We start from the raw sequence: 23,352 nt of genomic DNA, 5'->3' as shown, positions 1-23,352 counted from the left end.
AATGCATTCGCTGTCATTTGTAAAGCCGCCAGCGGCTATTTGCGTTTTAATCCATTGATCTTGTTTATCCGTTAACGTAATGGTTTTTCATATGGTTGCCATGTTAATTTTTAGTATAGAGTGAATTAATCATACTATTGGTGTATTATTGTTATTAACGTTATCGGAGAATTGTTGGTTATTTTTTTATGCAACCAACTTTTCCACCAGCTCAATGATATTTTCAGATCCCATCATTCCTTGCATTGGGTGTCCATCCTCAGACAGAATAGCTTCCTTTAACTTATTCAATTCAGCGGGGTTGGTATCACTCTTTAGCAAAACATAGTAAATCAATTCATAGCGGATCTGGCTTAGGTTATCCACGATCAATGAAAATCCGTCGCGCTTCATAGAGGCGATCATAGCCTTGCGTTGCAGCCATAAATCTTTCGTCCAGATGTCCGCGCCATCTTTCAGATTGGTCAATGCAATTTTCCGGATGATGTCAGAATTACTGTGGTGGTTGATGAGGTATGACAGTGCAAAGAATAGCGCCGGGTATAGCGCATGGAATTTGTCCCATTCAGCACTCGCCGTCATCAGTTCATCAGGAAACAGCAGATTCTCGTCAATGGAATTTGGTTTTCTCTTTTCTTTTTCCTTACCGATACCGAGAACCCACCAGTTGTAATAGGAATTCAGCAATTCCAGGGCGTTACTGTGTATTCTTTTATGATCGGCCATAAGCTGGTTCCAGCGGGTTTCATCACGCAAGAGCCCTATTTGGCTGAGTTCTGCACGAAATAGGTCATTGTGACTGGCTTGCCGTTTGGCGAGGTAGGCTTGTACGGCTTCTTGCCCAAATTTATTCTGCAGGGTATTGAATAATCCGGCATCAAAGCCATGCATCAAGTAGTGATCATATAAGCGGCAGAATGCCAGATCGATTAGCGGTTCCGGATTATTGGGATCTACCAATTGTTCGATCTCAGTTTTAAGATCATCGGCTTCCTCAAGATAAGCAAACCGGCTATAAATGTCATGTCTTTGACCGGATGCCACAAAGTAAAGCATCGCGGATTCGTAACAATATTCACACATACTGACCACTCCTTAACGTTATTAGAAAAAACATCGCTCTTTCTAAAATTAGCGTGGCCGATTCGTGCTTGTGGAATTTATAGTTTAATAATTCCCATTAATAATCAGTTGCCTATTAAACCATAACTAGGCTATCAAGATGGTCTGCCCATTTTTGTAACCATATACGACACTCCAATTCATAACTGTGTAAATCATAAGTTCCTTCAATACCTTTTCTTGAATGGCCAATTATTGCCTCAGCAACTTCATTTCTGCATCCTAATCGGGATAGGCCAGTTCTCACTGTTCTTCTTAAATCGTGGGGAGTCCAATGATCAATATCCAACATGCGTTTTGTTTCTCTCAAGCGCCAACTTTGTTCAGTTAAAGATTTTTGTTGTATAGGCAATCCGGTTTTCTGTGATGGAAACAAATATTCTCCAGTTGATAGTTTTAGTTGCTCCAAGAATTCAATGGCTTGTTGAGGTAACTGCACATATCTTTCTATTCCAGTTTTGCTGGATTTTAAATGCCAGGTTTTGTTTTTAAGATCAATATCTGACCAAGAAGCAGCACAAACTTCCCCGGTTCTGCATGCAGTCCAAAGAGTAAATCGAATTACATTTTTTTGGGTTGGTGTAAAAACTGATCCTGGTAACCAGTTAAGAAGCCAAGTTAGTTCTTTGTCACTCAGAACACGCTTGCCCTTCTGGTGCGTAAGTCTGACCTTTGCTTGCCGTAATCCGGATTTTGCAAGCAATGCGGGATTTGCAAAGTCATCACTAAATTTACCCAAGCCAATCGCGTAGTCGAATGCAGCTGAGAGTTCTCGTAGCACATTGCCTGCTTGCACATTTGACCCTCGGCCAACAATTTCCATAATGAGATTAACAACATCCTTTCGGGTGACCAAACAAGCTGGTTTACTGCCGAGCGCTCGTACTGCATCTCCGTATAAAGTTCTCCTAACTTCGGATTGCCCTTTTGGTTTTCTGGCTCCAGAAACAATTTTGCCATTAACTGATCTGTCCTCTATATGCTGAGTAAGATACAACTCAATCATTGTTTTAATGGTGAAATTGCTTATAGCCTGTTCTTGTTGTAATTGTTCCTCTATTTTTTTTTGTTGTGATTTAAGCTCACTTGCAGGACAGCGTCCGGAATTCCTTATTACTCTGTATTCCTGAAGTTTAATTCTTGCTTCAGCTAATGACATAGTAGGAAAATGCCCTAATCTCATTTGTACAAGTTTTTTTGTGATAGGGCTTCGATATCGATAGAAGAAAGTTTTTGTACCTGATCCGCTGCAACTAACTCGAAGACCTCTATTTTCACCTGTGTCAGATTTGGTGTTGTCACCCGGCTTCATTGTTGCAATTTCTCGTGATGATAGTGGCTTATTATTATCTTGGTAACTCACAATAAGATTCCAGCATTAGTTAATTTAATTCTAAAAAGGAAAAGGGGTAATTAGATTTAGTGTAGTTTTTTAATACTTATTAATAGTTAAAAGGAAATACCTATACTTTATACTACACTAAATTTCGAGATTAAGTGAAATCTTAAGAGACGTAATGAAATATAAAGGAATCATGAAATTATTGTTATATAATATGTTTACCAAGATATATAAGAAAAATAACAAGGAATATAATGGATATAGTTAGTAAACACACACCTATGATGCAGCAATATTTGCGCATTAAGGCGCAGTATCCGGACATGCTGATGTTTTACCGCATGGGGGATTTTTACGAGTTGTTTTTCGGTGATGCGGAGAAAGCGGCAAAACTGTTGGGGATCACGCTGACGCAACGCGGTGCTTCCGCCGGGGAGCCGATCAAGATGGCGGGCGTGCCTTATCATGCCGCCGAGCAGTATCTGGTCAAGCTGGTCAAGGCGGGAGAATCGGTGGCGATTTGCGAGCAGGTAGGCGATCCGGCGCTCAGCAAAGGGCCGGTGGCGCGCGAAGTGACGCGCATTATCACGCCCGGGACACTGACCGATGCGGCGTTGCTTGATGATAAGCGCGACTGTATTTTACTGGCACTGATGGTTCGGGAATCGCTATTGGGTCTGGCCTGGCTGAATCTGGCAGCGGGACAATTACGCGTGCTGGAAACAGCACCGCAAAATCTGCTCAGCGAACTGGAACGCTTACAACCGGCGGAAATTCTTCTGCCTGAGCCGCTGGTTTTGCCCGAGATACAAGGAAAAAATTGGGTGTTGAAACGCTTGCCGGTGTGGCAATTCGAACACGATAGCGCGCGCAATAGTTTGATACGGCAATTTGAAACGCATGACCTCGGCGGCTTCGGTTGCGAAGACTTGACGACTGCATTGTGCGCCGCCGGGGCTTTACTGGAATATACGCGCTTGACGCAAGGATCCGCCGCGCCGCATATCGCATCATTGCAGGCGGAGCGGGAGAACGTTTACGTGCGCATGGATGCCGCCACACGCCGCAATTTGGAAATTTCCGCAACGATCCGCGGAGAGCAATCGCCCACCTTACTATCCGTGCTAGACACCTGCGCAACTAACATGGGCAGCCGCTTGCTGCAATTTTGGCTGCATCATCCATTGCGTGACCGCATGGCGATACAACAACGGCTCGACAGTGTCACCGCATTGACCGGTGAAAATGGGCAGAACCATTTTGCAACAGCGAGAACGCTGCTGCGGCAATGCGCCGATATTGAACGCATCACCGGGCGCATCGCGCTGAGATCGGCACGGCCGAGGGATTTATCAGGTTTGCGCGATAGCTTGCGGTTATTGCCGGATGTGATTCAGGCTGTCACCGCTTGCGCCAGCGAGCGTATCGGTCAATTGATACATGCATTGCAGATCGACACCACAGTCGTTGAATTGCTGAGCAATGCGCTCCTGCTGGAACCCGGCGTGGTGCTGCGTGAAGGCAATGTCATTGCCGACGGTTACGATGCCGAACTCGATGAATTGCGCGCATTGCAGAACAACTGCGGCGAGTTCCTGCTGCAACTGGAAATACGCGAAAAGGAACGCACCGGCATTCCCAATCTGAAAGTGGAATATAACCGTGTGCACGGTTTCTACATCGAAGTCACGCATGCACACAGCGAAAAAATTCCCGCCGATTATCGCCGCCGGCAAACCCTGAAAAGCGCCGAGCGTTACATCACACCGGAACTGAAAGCATTCGAGGATAAAGCCTTATCCGCGCAAGACCGAGCGTTGGCGCGGGAAAAATATTTATACGAAGGATTATTGGATGTGCTGGTAAAGCATGTGCAAGCGTTGCAAAAAATCGCTGCCGGTATCGCGGAACTCGATGTGTTGTGCGCTTTTGCCGAACGTGCGCAAGCGCTCGGCTATGCAGCGCCGGAACTGTCTGATAACGATGAGTTGGTGATCGAGACCGGCCGCCATCCGGTGGTGGAGCTGCAAGTGGAAAACTTTGTCGCCAACGATGTGCAGTTGGGTGCCGAACATACCGGCAAGCCGCGCATGCTGCTGATCACCGGCCCCAATATGGGCGGAAAATCGACCTACATGCGGCAAATCGCGTTGATCGCCTTACTCGCGCATTGCGGCAGCTATGTACCGGCGAAAGCGGTGCGCATCGGCATGCTAGATCAGATTTTCACCCGCATCGGCGCCGCCGACGATCTGGCCAGCGGGCGCTCGACGTTCATGGTGGAAATGACCGAAACCGCCAACATCCTGCATAACGCCACGGCGCAAAGCCTGGTGCTGATGGACGAAGTCGGACGCGGCACGTCGACATTCGACGGCTTGGCGCTGGCATTCGCCATTACCCGGCATTTATTGACCAAGAACCGCAGTTTTACGTTATTCGCTACCCACTATTTTGAACTGACCAAGCTGGCGGAGGAATTCAGCCAGTTGCAAAACGTGCATTTGGATGCCGTGGAATATAAACACCGCATCGTTTTTCTGCACAAGGTTAATGAAGGCCCGGCCAGTCAAAGCTACGGACTGCAAGTCGCAGCGCTGGCGGGTGTTCCCGAAGCAGTGATCAAGCTGGCAAGAAAACACTTGATCAAATTGGAACAGGAAAACATAAAAAAAGAACCGCAACTGGATCTGTTTTCTTTTTCAGCTCCCGAGCCGGCATTAGATCCCGATCCTCCGCAGGAAGACCATCCGGTCATCGCCATGCTGCAAGCCCTCTCGCCGGACGAGCTAAGCCCCCGGCAGGCGTTGGAACAACTGTACGAATTGAAAAAGGCGTTAAGGAAGCTCTGAAAAACTACTACGCTCGGCCATTCTGTATTGAAATCAGGTTCAAAATGCTCGTTTACCGCTCGTAAATTGCGCTTTTCCGCCTTGACTGACCTTTGCCTGTTGCTACCTTCTTCAGAGCTTCCTTAGAAATACCGGGCAACGGTTAATACCCGAAACCGCTGCCGGAAAAAGGCGGTTAATGGTCGTGGTGGCCGTGTGCGCCATGCACATGCTCGTGCGCGATTTCATCTTCTGTGGCGGGTCGCACATCAGTGATGGTGCAGGCAAAATTCAGTTTCATACCGGCGAACGGGTGATTGCCGTCGACAATCACGGAATCGTCTGTCACATCGGTCACTTTATAGATAATAAAATCGTCCGAATCTTCCGCGCCACCTTCAAAATGCATACCGACGACCACGTTGTCGGGAAATGAGCTGCGCGGCTCGACGCGAATCAGTTCAGCGTCGTACTCGCCGAAGGTATCTTCCGGCTCCATTGCAACCGAGCAGGAATGCCCAACCTCCATTTCATGCAACGCTTCTTCCACCAGCGGGAAAATACCGCCGTACCCGCCGTGTAAGTAACTGATCGGTGAATCGGTTTTCTCCAAAACTTTTCCCGAAGCATCCGTCAATTCGTAGTTCAGAGAGACCACAGTATTTTTTAAAACGCGCATGTTAATTTTATCCTCATCCAGTTAAATCAGACTTATTGCTTGTCATGTCGACAAGCAATAAAGATTGCCATTATACGCATAAAGTGATTTTTTTCCTTCCCCCGAGCTATGACCAAAGAATTTGAATGGTGTCTCAACCGCTTATGATTTTGAACCAATCGGCCGGTACACTGGCTGCGGCCAAATGATAAGCGGCATGACAGATAGACAAGGCAGGTCATTCGCCAAAGGATGAAAGAATTACTGGAAATAATTGTGCAAAGGCGCTTTGATGCAGAGCTGCACTTGTTTTCTGACACCTACTTTTTTGTAGATTGACGATAATTGATTGCGGACGGATTTTTCCGTGACCGATAGTTGCCGCCCGATTTCCTTTGCCGATAACCCCTTGCATGCCAGAGAAGCAACACGGCTTTCGGTTCTGCTCAACTTAAAGCAATCGGGTGCCGGATAATGGTCAGATAAGACTGCCGGCTTAACCGGAATCGGTTGTAGTTGTTCTACCGGTAATGCACCGCGGTTCAACCAATTTTTTCCGGCATGAATTGCAGTAACGGCGTTCAACAATAACTGGCAAGAACTATACTTGCTGATGATACCTGCTGCACCTGGCGGCAACATTCGCGATGGCAGGTGCTGCTCCTCATTTGAAGACAGAATTAAAACCTTACTTTCCGGGCTTTGGCGATGCAACCTGGAAAAATTTTCCATACCGTGGTCTTCGATCGACTGTAAATCCATCAAAATTACATCGAGTTGATGTTGCTTTACCAAAAACAGAAGATCATGCATGCAATCGGTAGTTGCAACTAGGTTAATTGAGGGATGACGGCTAAAGAATGAGTGCAACCCCATCCGGATAAGATCGGAACTCTCTATCACCAGAGTACGGATTTTGTACTGCATTTTTTCATCAGCCTATTGTTTGTGTTTTCAGAGTCATCATTGTCTAAACGACCAGCGAGTTCTCCAGGACGAAAAAGGTATGCTATTGAATTGGGAGAAGCATTTCCTCACTCAAATGAGTGATTCAACATTAATTACTTTAGAATGAAATTTTGCAGACCAATCATCTAACCTTAAATAAAAGGATGTGACCGGCATAAATTAACCAATTCGCGCTGGTTTTTGGTATTGGTTTTAGCAAATAGACTTTTGAGATGGGTTCTCAGGGTATGGATGCTGATATGCAGCACTTGCGCGATTTCAGCGGTAGTTTGCTGCAACAACAGGTTTTTTAGGATTCGGGTTTCTGCGGCGGTTAACTGATAAAGCTTGGCGAAAACTTCAAGATTACCACCGGGATTGGTTCTATCCGGATCATAGATAATCATCATGATGCGCGTAGATACTCCTAATATTTCACCTCTTGCAGGTGAGATCGGAGAAAGCATTGCCATGCGGATGATTTGGTTATGGCCGCCGAACTGCAGTACACCGCCGATACCTTCTCGTGCGTTGCGCAAAGCAGCCATAAGCATTCGGTGCTCTGAAGAAATCGAGCTGGTCAATCGGTCATTGCGAATTGAGAGTGTTCCGTGCTGCAGCAACCTTTCCGCATACTGATTAACAAACAATACTTGGCCAGTAACATCTAGCAAAATGATGGCATCTTTACTCTTATCCAATGCCAGTTCTCTTAATTGCCGCATTTGCTGTTCCTCAAGCAATCTTCTTCGTATCGCCAGGGAACGCTGAAAATGTGGTATCAGTTTTCGGATTAATTGCTCGTCTTGTTGCGTAAATGATTCTGCAGAGAGCGATTTATAAAAACTGAGAACCAATGGCATCGGTTGCTCACGCGTAGCTTCCTCAATCACCGAAGTCAGTACGACGCCGGTTCCATTCATCATAGGTTTGAAGAAATCGCGGTAGATCTCGGTGTTCCGGAATGCATTACGTTCTATGAATTGATCGCCATGAAAGATAGCACCCCGATGTGCCAATCCGTGCTGAGCTGCTCCGGCTTTCCAAATATCGTGTTCCAGAAGTAGGATTCGTAGGCAGCCGGAGCATTAATATCGGCGTTGATCATGGGGGAAAGCACCAGCATTCGATCATTACCGATATCCGGTGATCCAAACAAAATACTATCTTCTGCATTGAAGAGGCGAGTCAAGTCACGTATCAACAACGACCATTGCTCATCATCCAGCGCAGCATCATAAATCCTGAGAATCAGCGCATTCAGTTTTTCATGATCGAGAAGCATATAGCGAATTGAAAATGAATTAGAATTCAGTGCATCATTGCATATAGCACATTGTAGCACAGGAATTGAGCTGTAGATCGGAGCGAAGAAAATCTAAAGTTTGACCACTTTTAGTTATTGCTTAAATGTCCAAAAATTGATGAGTCATTCATAACGCTTGATCAACCCGGTCAGGCGCTGCATGTTCACCGGCAATGTCAGCGGCTTTTGTGCCAGGGATTTGATATGCGACTGTCGAACGATATGCAGTTACTGATCAAACAAATCCAGCGTGGGAGTTAGCGGTGCTGTGATCGGCTCTCGCTCGATTGCCCTGGAGCCGGTATTTCTTACCGGTGCAAAACTTTGCCGGTGAATTTCACAAGCGCCGTGCTGTTGCAAGGCTTGGAAATGCGCTTTGGTCGGGTAGCCTTTATGCCGGTCGAAACCGTAGTGCGGGTAAATTTGGTGTAATCGCAGCATTTCGGCGTCGCGTGCGGTTTTGGCCAGGATCGATGCGGCCGAAATTTCAGGAATTAAACGATCGCCGTTGACGATGGTTTGCACGTCACAATCGAGACGCGGACTGTGCTTGCCGTCGATCAGCACCCGTTCAGGCAGGAAAGGCAGGCTTTGCACGGCGCGCTGCATGGCCAGCAGGCTTGCTTGCAGAATATTGATGCGGTCGATTTCTTCGACGGTGGCGGATGCGATCACCCAAGCCAGTGCGTGGCGTTTGATTTCAATCGCAAGAGAATCACGCTGCTTTTCACTGAGTTGCTTAGAGTCGGCTAAACCGGCGATGTTGTGAGCCGGATTCAGCACCACGCAGGCTGCGTATACCGGACCGGCGAGCGGTCCGCGGCCTGCTTCGTCGACGCCGCAGACGAGTGTTTTGCTATCGGCGAACGGCAGCAATCGTAACGGGACGGGTTATACCGCTCTTGCGGTACACATCAGTTGCGCTTCGGTGACGAGTTGGTCATCCACTTCGGCGCGTGCGGAGTACTTCCATAATCCTTTGATCTGGCGTTCGATGGTCACTTTCAGAATCAACTGATCGCCAGGCAAGACCGGTTTTTTGAAGCGCACACCGTCGATGCCGACAAAATAATAAACCGAGTCGGTTTTATTGACGGCGTTCTCGGTTTTGAGCGTCAGCAACGCGGCCGCCTGCGCCAGCGCTTCGACGATTAAAACACCCGGCATGACCGGATAGTGGGGAAAGTGTCCGGAGAAAAACGGTTCGTTGATCGAAACGTTTTTTAACGCGACGATATCCTTGCCCGCTTCGAGCGAAATAACCTTGTCGACCAGCAAAATCGGGTAGCGGTGCGGCAAGTATTTCAAGATTTCGTGAATGTTCATGGTGCTCATTTTATTTTCCTTTTTAGCCTTGCAGCCCAGATCGGAATATACCGGCTGTGCTTTTATCATTCGCTCTCAAGCACTTTGATCACTTTGTCGGTGATGTCGATGCGCTGGCTTCTGTAGACCGAGTCTTGCAATTGCAATATCAGGTCATAGTTTTCCGCTTCGGCGATTTTGCTGATCGCCCGATTGGTGCGTTCGAGTATGACGCTGTATTCCTCATTCTGACGCACACTCAAATCTTCTCGCATTTGCCGCTGCGCGCGCTGATATTCCCGGCTCAGATTGGCCAGGTTTCTTTCCAGGTTACGCCGCTCACTTTCTTCCATCTTGATGCTGTTTTTCTCCAGTTTGTCCTGCAATGTCTTGGCTTCCAAAGCCATTTTCTTGATGTCTTCATCCCGCGGCATGAATTCCTGCTCGATTTTTTTCTGCGCCTGGATCGCCGGTGACGATTCGCGCAGAATTTTTTCGGTATTCACCACGCCGATTTTAATATCGCCGGTCATGGCAACAGCGGAGCCGCAGGCAAAAGCCGCGGCTATTATGAGCATAACCAGGCTATGCTTGCGTTGATGATCTTTTTTCAATCTATTCACCGGCCAGAACCTCAACTCAGTTAGAATTGTTGCCCGAACATAAACTGGAATCTTTGCAGATTATCGCCAGGATGATCATTTAAGGGTTCTGCAATACTCACCTTCAAAGGCCCCATCGGCGAGACCCAGGTGAGCGCGAGCCCGGCTGAGTAACGCATCAAATTATTCAGATCGCCGAATTTGTTGAAGGTGGTACCGCCATCCAAGAAGGTGCTCAAACGCAGCGATCGATCGTCTTTTAAGAAAGGCACCGGAAACATCAGTTCGATATTACCGACTACACGCTTACTGGCACCGACGGCAAACAAGGTTGAATTGCTGCCGGTAATATTGGTGAACTGATCGCGCGGACCCAAGGAGTTTAAGTTATATCCCCGGACGGAATTATTACCGCCGGCGAAAAAGTTTTTGAAAAACGGCAACGGATGTCCGGTATAACCGTCACCATATCCGGCTTCGCCATTCAGCATCAGCGTGAAGAAGTCGGTTACCGGGAAATACCATTTTTGGCTGTAACTGACTTTGTAATAATTCAAGTCGCCGCCGGGTACGCTGACTTCGCCGAACAATCGGTGCGTAGTTCCGGAAGTAGGCCAGATGGCGCTGTCGCGGCGGTCTCGCGCCCAGCTGATGGTAAATGGGAAATTGTTGGTGGAGGTGCCGAACTCATTAACAAAATCCAGATAACGCTGCGGGCTGTCGTCATAAGTACCGATCTTGGTATTCTCCGCAGCCAGTCCGAACGAGACGATGTCGCCCTCCGCGATCGGTATACCGAGCCGCAAGCCTGCACCTATCGTTTCCGTTTTGAACGCGCCGACCTGCACCAATTTCCGCGTATTCAAATCGCGCTTATAGACGTCAAGGCCAAGACTGACACCATCCACGGTGAAATAGGGATTGGTAAAGGAAGCAGCGTAGGTTTTATTGATGAGACCGGTATTCACGTCCAGACTGAAAAAATTACCGGTACCGAAAATATTGTTCTGAGAAACCGAGCCATTCAGAATGATGCCTTGTTGTTGTGAATAACCTGCGCCAAACATGATAGACCCGGTCGGCCTTTCTTCCACTTTGACGTTGATATCGACCTGATCTGTTTTATTAGGCACGGCCGGAGTTTCGATATTGACGCTGTTAAAGAAAGCCAAGCGGTCCACGCGTACTTTTGACAGATTGATGTTTTTAGTCGAATACCAAGCTCCTTCCATTTGCCGGAATTCACGCCTGATCACCTCGTCACGCGTGCGATCGTTACCCGTGATGTTGATCCGCCGGATATAGACGCGCCGCCCCGGGTCGATAAAAAAGGTAAATGCCGCTTTGCGGTTTTCCTGATCGATTTCCGGTGATGCATTGACGTTGGCAAAGGCGTAACCGTCGTCGCCCAGCCGGTCGGTAATCGATTTAATCGACTCGGTCATTTTCTGGCGGGCGAATACCGCGCCGCTTTTGAGCAAAATCAGTTTGCGTATCTCTTCTTCCGGCACGATCGTATCGCCAGCCACTTTGATATCGGAGACGGTGTATTGAGCGCCTTCGGTCAAGTTGATGGTGATGTAAATATCACGCAAATCCGGCGTGATCGATACTTGTGTGGATTCGATATTGAATTCGAGATAACCGCGGTCCAGATAATAAGAACGCAGCGTTTCCAGATCGGCCGCCAGTTTTTGTTTTGAATACTGGTCATTTTTGGTGAACCAGCTGAGTAAATCCGGCTTTCTGAGCACCAATAGGCCACGCAACTCTTTATCGGTAAATTTATCATTGCCGACAAAACTTATTTTTTTAATCCGGGCTGTGCGGCCTTCTTTGATATCGAAAGTGATCGCGACACGATTGCGCTCCAGCGGCGTTGTGGTTGTGGTAATTTTGACGGCATATTTGCCGCGGCTGATATATTGGCGCTTTAATTCAAGTTCCGCTCTTTCCAGCAGCGAACGGCTGAAAATCCGCGATTCCGATATGCCGGCCTGTTTCAAGCCTTCGAGCAACTTGTCTTTTTCAAATTCTTTGGCACCATTGATACTGATTTGCGCGATGGCCGGCCGCTCTACGACTTCGACAATCAGGATGTTGTTTTCGGATTTTAGTTTTACATCCTTGAAAAAGCCGGTTGCGTACAGCGCTTTGATCGCCTCGGTTGCCTTGTCTTCATCCAGAACATCGCCGACTTTGATCGGCAGGTAACTGAATACCGTGCCAGCTTCGGTACGTTGTATGCCTTCAACACGGATATCCTTGACAATGAAAGAATCGGCAGCCCAACACGAGAATGCAAAAAAGAAGCTTAACAGCGCAACAAGATGCCGGAATTTCATTATTTAGCCAGTGACGAGGCGGTTAATATCGTTATAGATGGCAAATGTCATCAGAGTTAACAGCATGGCCATGCCGATTCTCTGTCCAATAATGATAATTTTGTCAGGAAGCGGATTGCCTCTGATGATTTCAATCAAATAATACATTAAGTGCCCGCCGTCCAGAATCGGGATCGGCAATAAGTTCAGCACACCGATACTGACACTGATCAGCGCCAGGAACGCCAGGTAAGACACTAATCCCATCTGCGCCGATTGTCCGGCATAATCGGCAATCGAGATCGGTCCGCTGACATTCTTCAGGGAGACATCGCCGGTGATCATTTTCACTAGCATTTGCAAGGTCAGCACCGTCGTTTCCCATGTTTTCTCCAGCGCTTTTTGCAGTGCTTTGCCGGGAGGATAGTGGACGGTCACAAGCAGTGCGTCAAATTCCGCTTGATTGACAACCGGAGCCACACCGATTTTTCCGATTTGTTTACTATGCTCAGTTGCGCTTTCCGGTGTAACGCTTAATACCATCGTTTGGCCGTTGCGCCAAATCTCCAATTCCAGTGTTCGTCCCGGGCTTGACCGTATTTCTTTGACAAAGTCCATCCAGGTATGGATTTCAGTATCATCGACAGCGATGATTTCATCACCAGCCAGCAACCCTGCTTTGTCGCCGACACTGGCGGTAATGACCTGTCCGATGACAGGCTTGACGGTGGGTTGGTAGCTGGTGAGCCCGATGATGCCGGGAAAATTTTCATTGAGCTTATCCGGATCGACGCGACTTAAATCCAGCTTACGCCAATTAATCTCACCGTTTTTACTGACGGTTTGTATACTGACATCCGCCGACTGATCAATGGCGTAGCGTAATAAAGTCCAGCGCGCATCCTGCCAACTGGCGACCGGTTCGTTTTCGATACTGACAATGGTTTCGCCCTCAGTAAAATTGGCATGAGCAGCAGGCGTAGCGGGTTCAACCGGACCCAGCACGGGCTTCATGCCGGTAACGCCGAGAATGAACAGCAGCCAATACAAAACAATGGCTAACAGGAAATTGGCGATGGGGCCGGCGGCAACAATGGCAAAACGCCGTGCAACCGGTTGGCGGTTGAATGCGCGCGGCAAATCTTCCGTTGCGACTCTGCCTTCATTTTCATCGAGCATTTTGACATAACCGCCCAGCGGGATAGCGGCAATCACCCATTCCGTCTGATCTTTTCCCCAACGCTTGCGGAAAACCGGTTGACCAAAGCCGATGCAAAATCGCAGTACTTTCACGCCATTCCAGCGCGCCACCAGATAATGACCGAATTCATGAAATGTAATCAGTATCCCTAATGCGATAACGAAAGAAATGATCGTGTAAGTTATTGACATGTCAGATATTGCGTAAGGGGAAGCGGAAAGAAGCCGGAAGACTGCATAATACTGATCATTTCATCGTTTCATCGGATAATGCACGATACTATCATTAATTGGGAAAAATGGAATCCGGTCTTCGTTAATAAGTCTTTTTGTGAGCTCATTGTCATTGTAAATTGGCCAGCCAATTTTGCGCCGCATCGCGCGCCTGCGCATCCGTTCTGAGCACATCGTCCAACGTTGTCATTTCTTCTTGCCGCACCGTTTTCATGACATGCTCGATCATGCGCGGGATGGCGGTAAACGGCATGCGTCTTTTCAGAAACGATTCCACCGCGATTTCATTGGCGGCATTCAGCACCGCGGGCATATTGCCGCCTGCGGCAAGGGCTTGATAAGCCAATCCCAAACAGGGGAATTTCTTAAAATCGGGTTCTTCAAAATCCAGGTGAGCGACTTTGAACATATCCAAAGCCGATACGCCGCTTTCTATACGATCCGGATAACCCATCGCATGCGCGATCGGTGTGCGCATGTCGGGGTTGCCCAATTGCGCGATGACCGAACCATCGACATACGCGACCATGGAATGAATGACGCTTTGCGGATGAATCACCACTTGGATTTTTTCCGGCGGCGCTTCAAACAGCCAATGCGCTTCGATCACCTCCAATCCTTTATTCATCATGGTGGCGGAATCCACCGAGATTTTCTGTCCCATATCCCAATTCGGATGGGCGCACGCTTGTTCCGGCGTTACGCTCGCGAGCGAGTCCAACGGCGCACGCCGGAATGGCCCGCCCGAAGCGGTGAGTAAAATACGGCTGATGCCAGAATCCGCTAGATTGCCGTTGAAATGATGCGGCAACGATTGATAAATGGCGTTATGTTCGCTATCGATCGGCAATAACGTGGCATTGTGCTGTTTTACCAAATCCATAAAAATCCGCCCCGCCATGACCAGTGTTTCTTTATTAGCCAGCAATACCAATTTCCCGGTGCGCGCTGCGGCAAATGTCGGGCGGATTCCGGCGGCGCCGACAATGGCAGCCATCACGGCGTCCACCTCGGGATGCGAGGCGACTTTTTCCAGCGATTCGATACCCGCCAGGACTTCTGTCTTGATACCTGTTGTTTTAATCGCGCCGGCCAGTTGTTCAGCGCTGGCTGTATTCAACATGACGGCAAAGCGTGGTTGGAAGCGCTGACACTGCGCAAGCATCTTTTCGACATTGTGATTGGCGGTCAATGCAAAAGCCTGGAAACGGTCCGGATGGCGTGCAATAACATCCAACGTGCTTTCCCCGATACTGCCGGTGGAGCCAAGAATGGTGATTTGACGGGTAGTTTTCATGACGCAGGGGAATAAAAAATAAGTAAAGCTAACATGGCCAATGGCAGTGCGGAAGTCAAAGCGTCGATTCGATCGAGAATTCCGCCATGACCCGGCAAAATATTGCCGCTGTCCTTAACACCAGCCTGGCGTTTCATCAGCGATTCGTACAAATCGCCCATAATACCCAAGATAGCCATCAACAGCAGCAACGGTATCAATTTTGCCGCTAAAGAATCTTCAATAAACCAGAAATCCCAGATCAGACCGTAAATCAATACCGCGATTAAAGCCCCTGCTACGCCTTCCCAGGTTTTGTTCGGACTGATCTGGGGGGCGAGTTTGCGCTTACCGAGCGATCTTCCGGTGAAGTAAGCCGCGCTATCGGAAATCCAGATGGTTGCCATAAAGCCGAGCAAAAGTATCGGGCTGATCGCGCGTAACTGATAAAGCGCAAGACACGTGGGTAGCAACACGACCCAGCCTATCAGCATCAAGATAAGCGGCTGTTTGATCGTGAAAAACTGTCTCAAATAGGGTGGCATAGCGAGGATCCAAAAAGCCGCCGACAGGATGTAAACCCAGATCAATTCGGTTGAGTAAACATTCGTTTTTAACGATTCACTCATCTGAAACAGTAATTCTCCCCCGACTAAAGTAGTCAGAAGCATAAAAACGATGGTATTTTTTACCGAGAATCCGGCCAGCCGGCTCCATTCGCGCGATCCGATCACGGTCAGCGACAGTAATACAATCGCCCAAAAGGTATCTTGCAGAAAAAACAGTGCCGATAAAAATAACGGAAGAACAACCAGTGCAGTAAGAATGCGGGCTTTAAGCATGAAAGGTGATCTTTTTATCCTTCAGCGGATAACACCATTTGTAATTGCTCGCTGGTGCGGCCAAAACGGCGCTCGCGCTGCTGATAGGACTGAATGGCCAGCTCAAATTCATGCTCGTCAAAATCGGGCCATAAGGTATTGGTGAAATACAATTCGGTATAAGCCAGTTGCCATAATAAGAAATTACTGATGCGGTATTCGCCGCCAGTGCGAATGAATAAATCCGGTTCGGGCGCATAACTCATTGAGAGATATTGGGCGAAATTTTCTTCCTCAAGATTAAGCGGCAGATCTTTTGATTGCGCCATCATTTTGCGCATGGCTTGCATGATATCCCAGCGCCCGCCGTAATTCGCGGCGATAGTAAATGTCAGGCGCGTATTGCCGGCAGTTAATTGTTCGCCAGTGTGAATGGATTCTATGATTTTAGGATCGAATTTCGATATGTCGCCGATCACTTTAAAGCGGATGCCATTTTCATGCAGCTTGGTGATTTCTTGCTCGAGCGCGACAAGAAACAGTTGCATCAGGGAGGTTACTTCGTCAGCGGGGCGCCGCCAGTTTTCGCTGCTGAAAGCAAATAATGTGAGATAAGTAACACCGCGTTCGATGCAGGCTTTTATCACGCTACGCACCGTTTCAACGCCTTGTTTATGTCCGGCAATGCGGGGCATATAGCGGCTTTGAGCCCAACGGCCATTACCGTCCATAATGATGGCAATGTGTTGGGGTATTGCGCCTGTTTCGGGTATTTCTCTGGTTGAACTCGGACCTTGTGGCATATCAAACCGCCATCAGTTCGGCTTCCTTGACTTGTAAAATCTTGTCAATTTCCGAGATATAGCGATCGGTTAGTTTTTGAATTTCATCTTGCGCCCGGCGATCTTCATCTTCTGAAATTTCTTTGGATTTCAATAAGTCTTTCAGGTGGGTATTCGCATCCCGGCGGATGTTACGCATCGCCACACGAACAGCTTCCGCTTCATGCTTGACGACTTTGATCAAGTCACGGCGGCGCTCTTCTGTCAACGCCGGCATCGGCACACGGATCGTTTCGCCTACCGGCATCGGATTTAAACCCAGATCGGATTCGCGAATCGCTTTTTCAATGGCATTAGCCATTTTCTTTTCCCAAGGAATGACGCCGATCGTGCGTGCATCAATCAAATTGATATTGGCAACTTGGTTAATGGGAGTTTGCGCGCCATAGTAATCGACTGTGACATGATCCAGTATGCCAGTGTGTGCGCGTCCGCTTCTAACTTTACTTAAATCCACTTTTAATGCTTCGAGGCTTTTTTGCATTTTTTGCTCAGCGGATTTTTTTACATCGGCAATCATAATATCCATCCCTTTTGAATCTATTGTCAGGAAGCCTGACTATCGTTGCATCAGGCGGTCACCAAAGTTCCTTCATCGTCTCCCGTTATGATACGTTTAAGAGCACCCGCCTTGAAAATGCTGAATACATTCAGCGGCAGTTTCTGATCCCGGCATAACGTCAGCGCTGTTGCGTCCATGACTTGCAAATTTTTTGCGATGGCTTCATCAAAAGACAATTTATGAAAACGTGTCGCATCGGGATTAATCTTCGGATCGCTGGTATAGATACCATCAACCTTTGTGGCTTTGAGCATGATATCCACGTTCATTTCCATGCCCCGTAAAGCAGCTGCGGTATCGGTGGTAAAAAAAGGATTACCGGTTCCTGCAGCGAAAATCACGATCTTGCCATCTTTTAGATAACGAATAGCACGCCCGCGAATATAAGGCTCAACCACTTGCTCGATACGCAAAGCAGACTGTATGCGCGGTACCAATCCAACCAGCTTCATGGCATCTTGCAGCGCCAAAGCGTTCATTACAGTAGCTAGCATGCCCATGTAGTCGGCCGTAACGCGTTCAAGTCCATCATTCGCGGATTTCATGCCGCGGAAGATGTTACCGCCGCCGACTACAATGGCAATTTCAACTCCGAGTCTGCTGATTTCTTCTATTTCTCCAACAATTCTTCCCATTACCGCATGATTGATACCATACTTATCTTCGCCCATAAGGGCTTCGCCGGATAGCTTCAGTAAAATACGCTTATAGGCAACGTCTGACATTGATTGGTAATCGAGAATGATGAAGACTTAATTTATTTTGCTTGTTCCATCTGAGCTTTTACTTCTTCCGCAAAATTCTCAGATTTTTTTTCTATGCCTTCGCCGACAACAAACATGGTAAAGCTGCTTACTTTAGCGGATTTTTTTGCTAACAGTTTTTCTACGGTTTGTTCCGGGTCCTTAACAAAAGGCTGACCTAATAAAGTGATTTCAGCCAGATATTTGGTAATGCGTCCGTCAACCATTTTTTCAATGATATTGGCCGGTTTACCGCTTTCAGCGGCTTGGGCGGTAAAAATTTGCCGCTCATGTTCCAAAACATCCGCCGACACTTGCTCTTTGGATACGCACATCGGCTTGCTCGCCGCAATATGCATCGCCAGATCTTTACCTAATGCCTCATCACCGCCGGTGTAATCCACCATTACGCCAATTTTGGTTCCATGAAGATAATAGGCCAGCTGACCTTGCGTTTCATGACGTCCGCAGCGGCGGATACTGATGTTTTCCCCCAGCTTCATGATTAATGCTTTCCGGGCCGTTTCAACCGTTTCACCACTTGATAGTACGGCATCACTCAAAACCGCAACATCGGTAATATTCTTTGTGGCGATCAAACCGGCCAGGTTTTTGGCGAAATTAATGATGTCCTCATTCCTGGCGACAAAGTCCGTTTCACAGTTCACTTCAACCAGCGCGCCACATTTATTATCCGCCGAGATATAGGCGCCAATGACACCTTCCGCCGCAATCCGGCCTGCTGCTTTGCTTGCTTTAGCGCCGCTTTTAATTCTTAACAGATCTTCCGCCGCTTTCATATCACCGTCAGTCTCAGCCAACGCTTTTTTGCACTCCATCATGCCGAGACCGGTCATTTCGCGCAATTCTTTAACCATGCTCGCGGTAATTTCCGCCATATTTACTCCAGATACAAAATAATTTATGAATAGACGCCTTATTCAGCTGCCGCACTCATCTCAACAATTTCTTGAATGGATTGATTACGTCCTTCCAGAACAGCATCGGCTACACCTCGGGCATACAAGCGAATTGCTCTGCTCGAATCATCATTCCCAGGGATAATATACTGTAAATTATCAGGATTATGATTGGTATCCACCACCCCGATAACCGGAATACCCAGTTTTCTGGCTTCTGTAATGGCACCTTTCTGATACCCCACATCGATTACAAATAGTGCATCCGGCAAACCTTTCATATCCTTAATGCCGCCCAGACTGCTATTGAGCTTGTCCAGTTCTCTTTGAAGATCGAGGGCTTCTTTTTTTACGAGCTTATCCAGTGTTCCGTCTTGCGTCATTGTTTCCATATCTTGCAGACGCTTGATAGATTGTTTGATAGTCTTGAAATTAGTCAGCATTCCACCCAGCCAGCGTTGATCCACGTAGGGAGATCCACAGCGCATGGCTTCCTCGCGCACAATGTCGCGCGCCTGCCGTTTGGTGCCGACAAATAAGATCACACCCTTGTTTGCTGATAATTGGCGCACATACTTCATGGCTTCTTCGTACATTACCAAGGTTTTTTCGAGATTGATAATGTGGATTTTGTTACGATGGCCAAAGATATACGGCGCCATTTTTGGATTCCAGAAGCGTGTTTGATGACCAAAATGAACGCCTGCTTCCAGCATTTGTCGCATAGTTACTGACATAAATATTCTCCTTAAGAATTGAGCCTCCACTCGCTTTAATCGCCGAAAATGACGAGCGAATGTGTGTATTTAATTTGACTTGCATTTCATGCAATGCCACGGAGGCTGCCAAATTATTTAAATATTATATAGCATTTTCCTTAACTTACTCAAGATGGCAGTAAAGCAGAATAACGACGTGAAGGTAATGCTAATTTTGAAACAAGAGTTTATTTGACTTACCCAGTGCAATATTGATGAAGATTGGAGCATTCTAATTATGTTGCAGTGATTGCAAATTGTCAGGTGACGCAGGACGAGTTTCCCATTTTCATTTTTAAACGGGCAAGATCATTTATTTGGATATGCTTATTATCCACAGCAATGATATTTTCATCTTGCAGTTTTGAAAAAGCGCGGCTGACGGTTTCTAACTTAAGGCCAAGATAACTGCCAATTTCTTCACGGGTCATGCGAAGATTAAATTCAGTTTCAGAATATCCGCGCATTAAGAAGCGGCGCGACAAATTCAACAGAAAAGACGCTAAACGCTCTTCTGCTTTCATACTGCCAAGCAATAACATAACACCGTGGTCTCGCACGATTTCACGGCTCATAATTTTATGGAAATGGCGCATGAGGGATGGAATCGTGCGGCTAATTTCTTCCAGCTTGGCAAAAGGGATTTCGCATACTTCACTATCTTCCAATGCTACCGCATCACAAGTATGTATGTCGGCACTGATGGCATCCAACCCCAGCAATTCCCCCGTCATATGGAAACCGGTTACTTGTTGCCGCCCATCTTCTTCCAGCACACAGGTTTTTAAGAATCCGCTGCGAATAGCAAATAAGGATTGAAACTTCGTGCCGGTGTGATGCAAATATCCGCCGCGCTGAACTTTTCGTTTTGAACTGACGACATCACCGAGAACCTGAATTTCCTGCTCATTGAGGCCGACAGGCAAGCATAGTTCGCGCAAACTGCACGAAGCGCAGCTTGATCGAATATGCGAAATGTCAAGATGATGACGTGAGGTATCGTTAAGCAAAGTATTTTCCAGAAGTAGGGAATTACATTTCGACGCTTTGATTGATCTGAATCAAAATGGATATTTTTATCACGCAATATAATTTTACGATATTGCAGGGCAGAGTGGATATTCTTTTTTGATGAATTGGCAACGCTCAAAGCCAAATATTTGATCAAAGCAGTCAGTAAAAAATGGCAAATCAACGCAGATTTCTTTGGGTAACATTCTTCACAAAGCGAGATTCCCAGTGCATTCATTAGGATTTCTTGATTCTTCTACCGAGTTGTTTCGCATTAATTCTGGCCTTATTCGCCGCTTCGGAGTTTCCGATGCGGATTATCGTTTATATCCACAAATCGATTTTTTTGACGAAGCATTTGATGCGCAGGCCTACTCAGCTTGGTTGAGGAATTGCAAAGCAGGACATCTGCGCCGTCCGTTATCGTTGTATGTGCACATTCCATTTTGCCGTTCTTTATGCTTTTACTGTCAATTTAACCAGATAATTACGGACGGCAATGACAACATAACAACCTATCTTAATCACTTGTCGCGTGAAATAAAATTGCAAGCGCAATTCTTCAAGGAAAATCCTAAGCTGGAGCAATTATATTTTGGGGGCGGCACTCCGACTCTTCTCAATGAAGCTCAGTTGAGTAATATTTTGCAAGAAATTCAGCAAAATTTTAACTTGATGAAAGACGGAGAATTTACCATTGAGGTCGATTCTCGGCAGATGCCTCATTGGTCTATGCGGGCATTGAAAGAAATCGGTTTTAATTGCGTGATTATTGGGGTTCAGGATTTTGATCATGACGTTCAGCAATCCATACATCGCGCTCAAACAGAGGATGTCACGTTAAGTGCCATTTGCAACGCACAACAAGCCGGCTTTAAAACAATTCGAACAGAATTGATTTATGGATTGCCGGCACAGACTGTGAAAAAGTTTGAATACACGCTGGAAAAAATCATAACAACCCATCCGGATCAAATTAATTTATTGAATTATCATCATCTGCCCGGAAAATTCAAACCGCAGCGTAATATCAATTCAGAAGATTTGCCGGATGCGGAAACTGTCTTAGAAATGCTTTTACTGGCGATTTCTCGCCTGATGGAAGCCGGATATAAGCATATTGGCATGAATCTTTTTGCTGTGCAGGACGATCAACTGGTGATTGCGCAGCGCCAGGGTAGACTGTGCTATGGCTTGCAAGGTTATTCGATTTATCCTGATTGCTATCGTATTGCGCTTGGAATTTCGGGAATTGGAAGTTTTGGTTCGGTGCTAAGTCAAAATGAGTGTAGCCTTCAACGTTACTATGACAAGCTTGAGCGCAATGTGCTTCCCATTATGCGAGGCATTGAATTAAGTGCCGACGATTTAATCCGGCGCTCGGTAATGCAAGCGCTTATTTGTCATTCGATACTTTCGTTCGAATCGGTAGAGACGTATTTCTCTATCGAATTCAAAGAATATTTTTCTGCCGAATTAGCGGAACTCTTAGCCTATGAACAAGCCGGCTTGATCACTCTGGATGATCAAGAAATTGCTGTGACACCACAGGGACAATTATTGATTAACAGCATTTGCAGGGTTTTTGACAAGTATTTGCGCATTAATCAACAGTGTAAGAACTACTCGATACTTATTTAATTTCCGCCTGAGAATCGCCGGATTCCCAGGTGTTTTAAATTTATTTGACTTGGCTGTTTGTTAATACGTACTCAGCTAAACGGTCAGCAGCTTCACCCTGAATGTTTTTAAACGCCGGCATTCTCATGCTACCCGATTGAAATTTCTTGATAATGGCTTCCTTGTTGGCAACTTTCTCACTCAATACCATCGCGACATCGGCGCTTAACGGTTTGTGGCATTCCGTGCAAGCCGAACTGAAGATTTTTTCACCGGATGCGTCCGCGGGCGGGGAATAGTCTCTGCTTGCGCCACAGCCGGCTAATACGAATAGCGCTGATATCGTTAATGCAAAGTTTAATTTTTTCATTTTCCAACTCCAATTTATTTAGTTTCATCGATACCGGGAATAACCCCGATCCAAACTTAGTCGCTTAAATATTTTATAAAATTTTGATCAGCCTGACGGTTTAGGAGGCTTACCATACCCAGTATTACAAAGACTTGTCAAACAAATGTGTGTTTTGAGGTATTTACTCATCAACCTGAGATCACTTTTTTCCACTGCTAACGCCAAGTATCTTTTTAAATTCAATACGATCATTGCAATAATGAAAGCTCCTTTGCAACGCATGCATTTATTATGGCTTAAGTTTCAATAGCATCAGTCGTTTTACCGTCACTTTCTTAACAATTTCTTAACAATTTCCGTGTGATCGTGCGCAGCAGCGCTAATTTATTATTAATTTAGGTTCTTCAATTTCAATAATAATTAATGGCGACAATACTATTTGTCACAAGTGTAATTCTTTACACTTTCTTAACATTTACTATGTTACTGTGCGCAGTTCATGTAGCAAATGTGCAACAAAAATTCTTTTTTTATTAAAAGAATCAAGGGTGTTTTGGAAAATGAAGTAAGCGACT

The 23,352-nt window shown here is 46.7% G+C and carries 22 protein-coding genes; 2 read left to right on the top strand and 20 right to left on the bottom strand.

Annotated elements, in window-relative coordinates; all coding sequences use genetic code 11:
* Nucleotides 1–186 precede the first annotated feature (186 nt).
* Together HRU77_09740 and HRU77_09735 are read right to left on the bottom strand one after the other, a co-directional pair.
* Nucleotides 187–1,083 (bottom strand): hypothetical protein, encoded by an 897-nt coding sequence (locus HRU77_09740; GenBank protein ID QOJ20948.1) that lies wholly within the window; start codon nucleotides 1,081–1,083, stop codon nucleotides 187–189.
* Nucleotides 1,084–1,198: 115 nt separating this feature from the next.
* Entirely contained in the window at nucleotides 1,199–2,485 is a 1,287-nt protein-coding gene (locus HRU77_09735; GenBank protein QOJ20947.1) for a tyrosine-type recombinase/integrase, read from the bottom strand.
* A gap of 260 nt (nucleotides 2,486–2,745) precedes the next feature.
* Between HRU77_09735 and mutS the strand changes: the two genes are divergently transcribed.
* Complete coding sequence (gene mutS, locus HRU77_09730) at nucleotides 2,746–5,316, top strand: DNA mismatch repair protein MutS (GenBank protein ID QOJ22128.1); 2,571 nt, start codon at nucleotides 2,746–2,748, stop codon at nucleotides 5,314–5,316.
* A 175-nt stretch (nucleotides 5,317–5,491) separates the two neighbouring features.
* Here the strand turns inward: mutS and HRU77_09725 are convergent, their stop codons facing one another.
* The 17 genes from HRU77_09725 to fnr form a co-directional block, all read right to left on the bottom strand.
* Nucleotides 5,492–5,974 carry a peptidylprolyl isomerase gene (locus HRU77_09725; protein ID QOJ20946.1) on the bottom strand — a complete coding sequence of 161 codons (483 nt, stop codon included), beginning with the start codon at nucleotides 5,972–5,974 and terminating at the stop codon, nucleotides 5,492–5,494.
* A gap of 240 nt (nucleotides 5,975–6,214) precedes the next feature.
* Nucleotides 6,215–6,880 carry a response regulator transcription factor gene (locus tag HRU77_09720; GenBank protein QOJ20945.1) on the bottom strand — a complete coding sequence of 222 codons (666 nt, stop codon included), beginning with the start codon at nucleotides 6,878–6,880 and terminating at the stop codon, nucleotides 6,215–6,217.
* Nucleotides 6,881–7,053: 173 nt separating this feature from the next.
* Entirely contained in the window at nucleotides 7,054–7,827 is a 774-nt protein-coding gene (locus HRU77_09715; protein QOJ20944.1) for a helix-turn-helix transcriptional regulator, read from the bottom strand.
* 50 nt (nucleotides 7,828–7,877) lie between these two features.
* Nucleotides 7,878–8,186, bottom strand: coding sequence for a hypothetical protein (locus tag HRU77_09710; protein QOJ20943.1), 309 nt, complete (start codon nucleotides 8,184–8,186; stop codon nucleotides 7,878–7,880).
* A 249-nt stretch (nucleotides 8,187–8,435) separates the two neighbouring features.
* A complete protein-coding gene (gene rnhB / locus HRU77_09705) occupies nucleotides 8,436–9,083 on the bottom strand; it encodes a ribonuclease HII (GenBank protein QOJ20942.1) in 648 nt (215 codons plus the stop codon).
* A gap of 15 nt (nucleotides 9,084–9,098) precedes the next feature.
* Nucleotides 9,099–9,542 carry a 3-hydroxyacyl-ACP dehydratase FabZ gene (fabZ, locus tag HRU77_09700; protein ID QOJ22127.1) on the bottom strand — a complete coding sequence of 148 codons (444 nt, stop codon included), beginning with the start codon at nucleotides 9,540–9,542 and terminating at the stop codon, nucleotides 9,099–9,101.
* Between the two features lie 56 nt (nucleotides 9,543–9,598).
* Nucleotides 9,599–10,090 carry an OmpH family outer membrane protein gene (locus HRU77_09695; protein ID QOJ20941.1) on the bottom strand — a complete coding sequence of 164 codons (492 nt, stop codon included), beginning with the start codon at nucleotides 10,088–10,090 and terminating at the stop codon, nucleotides 9,599–9,601.
* 65 nt (nucleotides 10,091–10,155) lie between these two features.
* Nucleotides 10,156–12,459, bottom strand: a complete 2,304-nt coding sequence (gene bamA, locus HRU77_09690; protein ID QOJ20940.1) for an outer membrane protein assembly factor BamA — start codon at nucleotides 12,457–12,459, stop codon at nucleotides 10,156–10,158.
* A 3-nt stretch (nucleotides 12,460–12,462) separates the two neighbouring features.
* Complete coding sequence (rseP, locus tag HRU77_09685) at nucleotides 12,463–13,830, bottom strand: RIP metalloprotease RseP (GenBank protein QOJ20939.1); 1,368 nt, start codon at nucleotides 13,828–13,830, stop codon at nucleotides 12,463–12,465.
* A 151-nt stretch (nucleotides 13,831–13,981) separates the two neighbouring features.
* Complete coding sequence (locus tag HRU77_09680; protein QOJ20938.1) at nucleotides 13,982–15,169, bottom strand: 1-deoxy-D-xylulose-5-phosphate reductoisomerase; 1,188 nt, start codon at nucleotides 15,167–15,169, stop codon at nucleotides 13,982–13,984.
* Complete coding sequence (locus tag HRU77_09675) at nucleotides 15,166–15,990, bottom strand: phosphatidate cytidylyltransferase (protein ID QOJ20937.1); 825 nt, start codon at nucleotides 15,988–15,990, stop codon at nucleotides 15,166–15,168. Before HRU77_09675 ends, HRU77_09680 begins: the two co-directional genes overlap by 4 nt.
* A 14-nt stretch (nucleotides 15,991–16,004) precedes the next feature.
* Nucleotides 16,005–16,772 (bottom strand): di-trans,poly-cis-decaprenylcistransferase, encoded by a 768-nt coding sequence (gene uppS / locus HRU77_09670; GenBank protein ID QOJ20936.1) that lies wholly within the window; start codon nucleotides 16,770–16,772, stop codon nucleotides 16,005–16,007.
* A 1-nt stretch (nucleotide 16,773) separates the two neighbouring features.
* Nucleotides 16,774–17,331, bottom strand: a complete 558-nt coding sequence (gene frr, locus HRU77_09665; GenBank protein ID QOJ20935.1) for a ribosome recycling factor — start codon at nucleotides 17,329–17,331, stop codon at nucleotides 16,774–16,776.
* Nucleotides 17,332–17,381: 50 nt separating this feature from the next.
* On the bottom strand, nucleotides 17,382–18,098 hold the full coding sequence (locus tag HRU77_09660; protein QOJ20934.1) for a UMP kinase: 717 nt from the start codon (nucleotides 18,096–18,098) through the stop codon (nucleotides 17,382–17,384).
* Between the two features lie 32 nt (nucleotides 18,099–18,130).
* A complete protein-coding gene (locus HRU77_09655; GenBank protein QOJ20933.1) occupies nucleotides 18,131–19,015 on the bottom strand; it encodes an elongation factor Ts in 885 nt (294 codons plus the stop codon).
* A 38-nt stretch (nucleotides 19,016–19,053) separates the two neighbouring features.
* The gene (rpsB, locus tag HRU77_09650) at nucleotides 19,054–19,773 is read right to left on the bottom strand and encodes a 30S ribosomal protein S2 (protein QOJ20932.1); all 720 of its coding nucleotides are present in this window, start codon (nucleotides 19,771–19,773) and stop codon (nucleotides 19,054–19,056) included.
* Between the two features lie 281 nt (nucleotides 19,774–20,054).
* Nucleotides 20,055–20,804 (bottom strand): fumarate/nitrate reduction transcriptional regulator Fnr, encoded by a 750-nt coding sequence (gene fnr, locus HRU77_09645; protein QOJ20931.1) that lies wholly within the window; start codon nucleotides 20,802–20,804, stop codon nucleotides 20,055–20,057.
* Nucleotides 20,805–21,033: 229 nt separating this feature from the next.
* Between fnr and hemN the strand changes: the two genes are divergently transcribed.
* Nucleotides 21,034–22,446, top strand: a complete 1,413-nt coding sequence (gene hemN / locus HRU77_09640; GenBank protein QOJ22126.1) for an oxygen-independent coproporphyrinogen III oxidase — start codon at nucleotides 21,034–21,036, stop codon at nucleotides 22,444–22,446.
* Nucleotides 22,447–22,486: 40 nt separating this feature from the next.
* On the opposite strand, the gene HRU77_09635 is transcribed toward hemN, so the two are convergent.
* Entirely contained in the window at nucleotides 22,487–22,795 is a 309-nt protein-coding gene (locus HRU77_09635; protein QOJ20930.1) for a cytochrome c, read from the bottom strand.
* Nucleotides 22,796–23,352: the final 557 nt, after the last annotated feature.

The sequence above is a fragment of the Gammaproteobacteria bacterium genome (assembly GCA_015709615.1).
Classification (GTDB): domain Bacteria; phylum Pseudomonadota; class Gammaproteobacteria; order Burkholderiales; family Nitrosomonadaceae; genus Nitrosomonas.
The sequence above is the reverse complement of the archived record's forward strand: the minus strand, read 5'-3'. Positions and strand labels throughout refer to the sequence as shown.

Coding starts and splice junctions, on each gene's coding strand:
- HRU77_09655 (QOJ20933.1), bottom strand. CDS start 19,015: ATGGCGGAAATTACCGCGAGCATGGTTAAAGAATTGCGCGAAATGACC.
- uppS (QOJ20936.1), bottom strand. CDS start 16,772: ATGCCACAAGGTCCGAGTTCAACCAGAGAAATACCCGAAACAGGCGCA.
- fabZ (QOJ22127.1), bottom strand. CDS start 9,542: ATGAGCACCATGAACATTCACGAAATCTTGAAATACTTGCCGCACCGC.
- HRU77_09680 (QOJ20938.1), bottom strand. CDS start 15,169: ATGAAAACTACCCGTCAAATCACCATTCTTGGCTCCACCGGCAGTATC.
- HRU77_09695 (QOJ20941.1), bottom strand. CDS start 10,090: ATGCTCATAATAGCCGCGGCTTTTGCCTGCGGCTCCGCTGTTGCCATG.
- rpsB (QOJ20932.1), bottom strand. CDS start 19,773: ATGTCAGTAACTATGCGACAAATGCTGGAAGCAGGCGTTCATTTTGGT.
- HRU77_09675 (QOJ20937.1), bottom strand. CDS start 15,990: ATGCTTAAAGCCCGCATTCTTACTGCACTGGTTGTTCTTCCGTTATTT.
- HRU77_09715 (QOJ20944.1), bottom strand. CDS start 7,827: ATGATGAATGGAACCGGCGTCGTACTGACTTCGGTGATTGAGGAAGCT.
- frr (QOJ20935.1), bottom strand. CDS start 17,331: ATGATTGCCGATGTAAAAAAATCCGCTGAGCAAAAAATGCAAAAAAGC.
- HRU77_09720 (QOJ20945.1), bottom strand. CDS start 6,880: ATGCAGTACAAAATCCGTACTCTGGTGATAGAGAGTTCCGATCTTATC.
- HRU77_09710 (QOJ20943.1), bottom strand. CDS start 8,186: ATGCTTCTCGATCATGAAAAACTGAATGCGCTGATTCTCAGGATTTAT.
- bamA (QOJ20940.1), bottom strand. CDS start 12,459: ATGAAATTCCGGCATCTTGTTGCGCTGTTAAGCTTCTTTTTTGCATTC.
- HRU77_09660 (QOJ20934.1), bottom strand. CDS start 18,098: ATGTCAGACGTTGCCTATAAGCGTATTTTACTGAAGCTATCCGGCGAA.
- mutS (QOJ22128.1), top strand. CDS start 2,746: ATGATGCAGCAATATTTGCGCATTAAGGCGCAGTATCCGGACATGCTG.
- rseP (QOJ20939.1), bottom strand. CDS start 13,830: ATGTCAATAACTTACACGATCATTTCTTTCGTTATCGCATTAGGGATA.
- HRU77_09725 (QOJ20946.1), bottom strand. CDS start 5,974: ATGCGCGTTTTAAAAAATACTGTGGTCTCTCTGAACTACGAATTGACG.
- HRU77_09635 (QOJ20930.1), bottom strand. CDS start 22,795: ATGAAAAAATTAAACTTTGCATTAACGATATCAGCGCTATTCGTATTA.
- HRU77_09740 (QOJ20948.1), bottom strand. CDS start 1,083: ATGTGTGAATATTGTTACGAATCCGCGATGCTTTACTTTGTGGCATCC.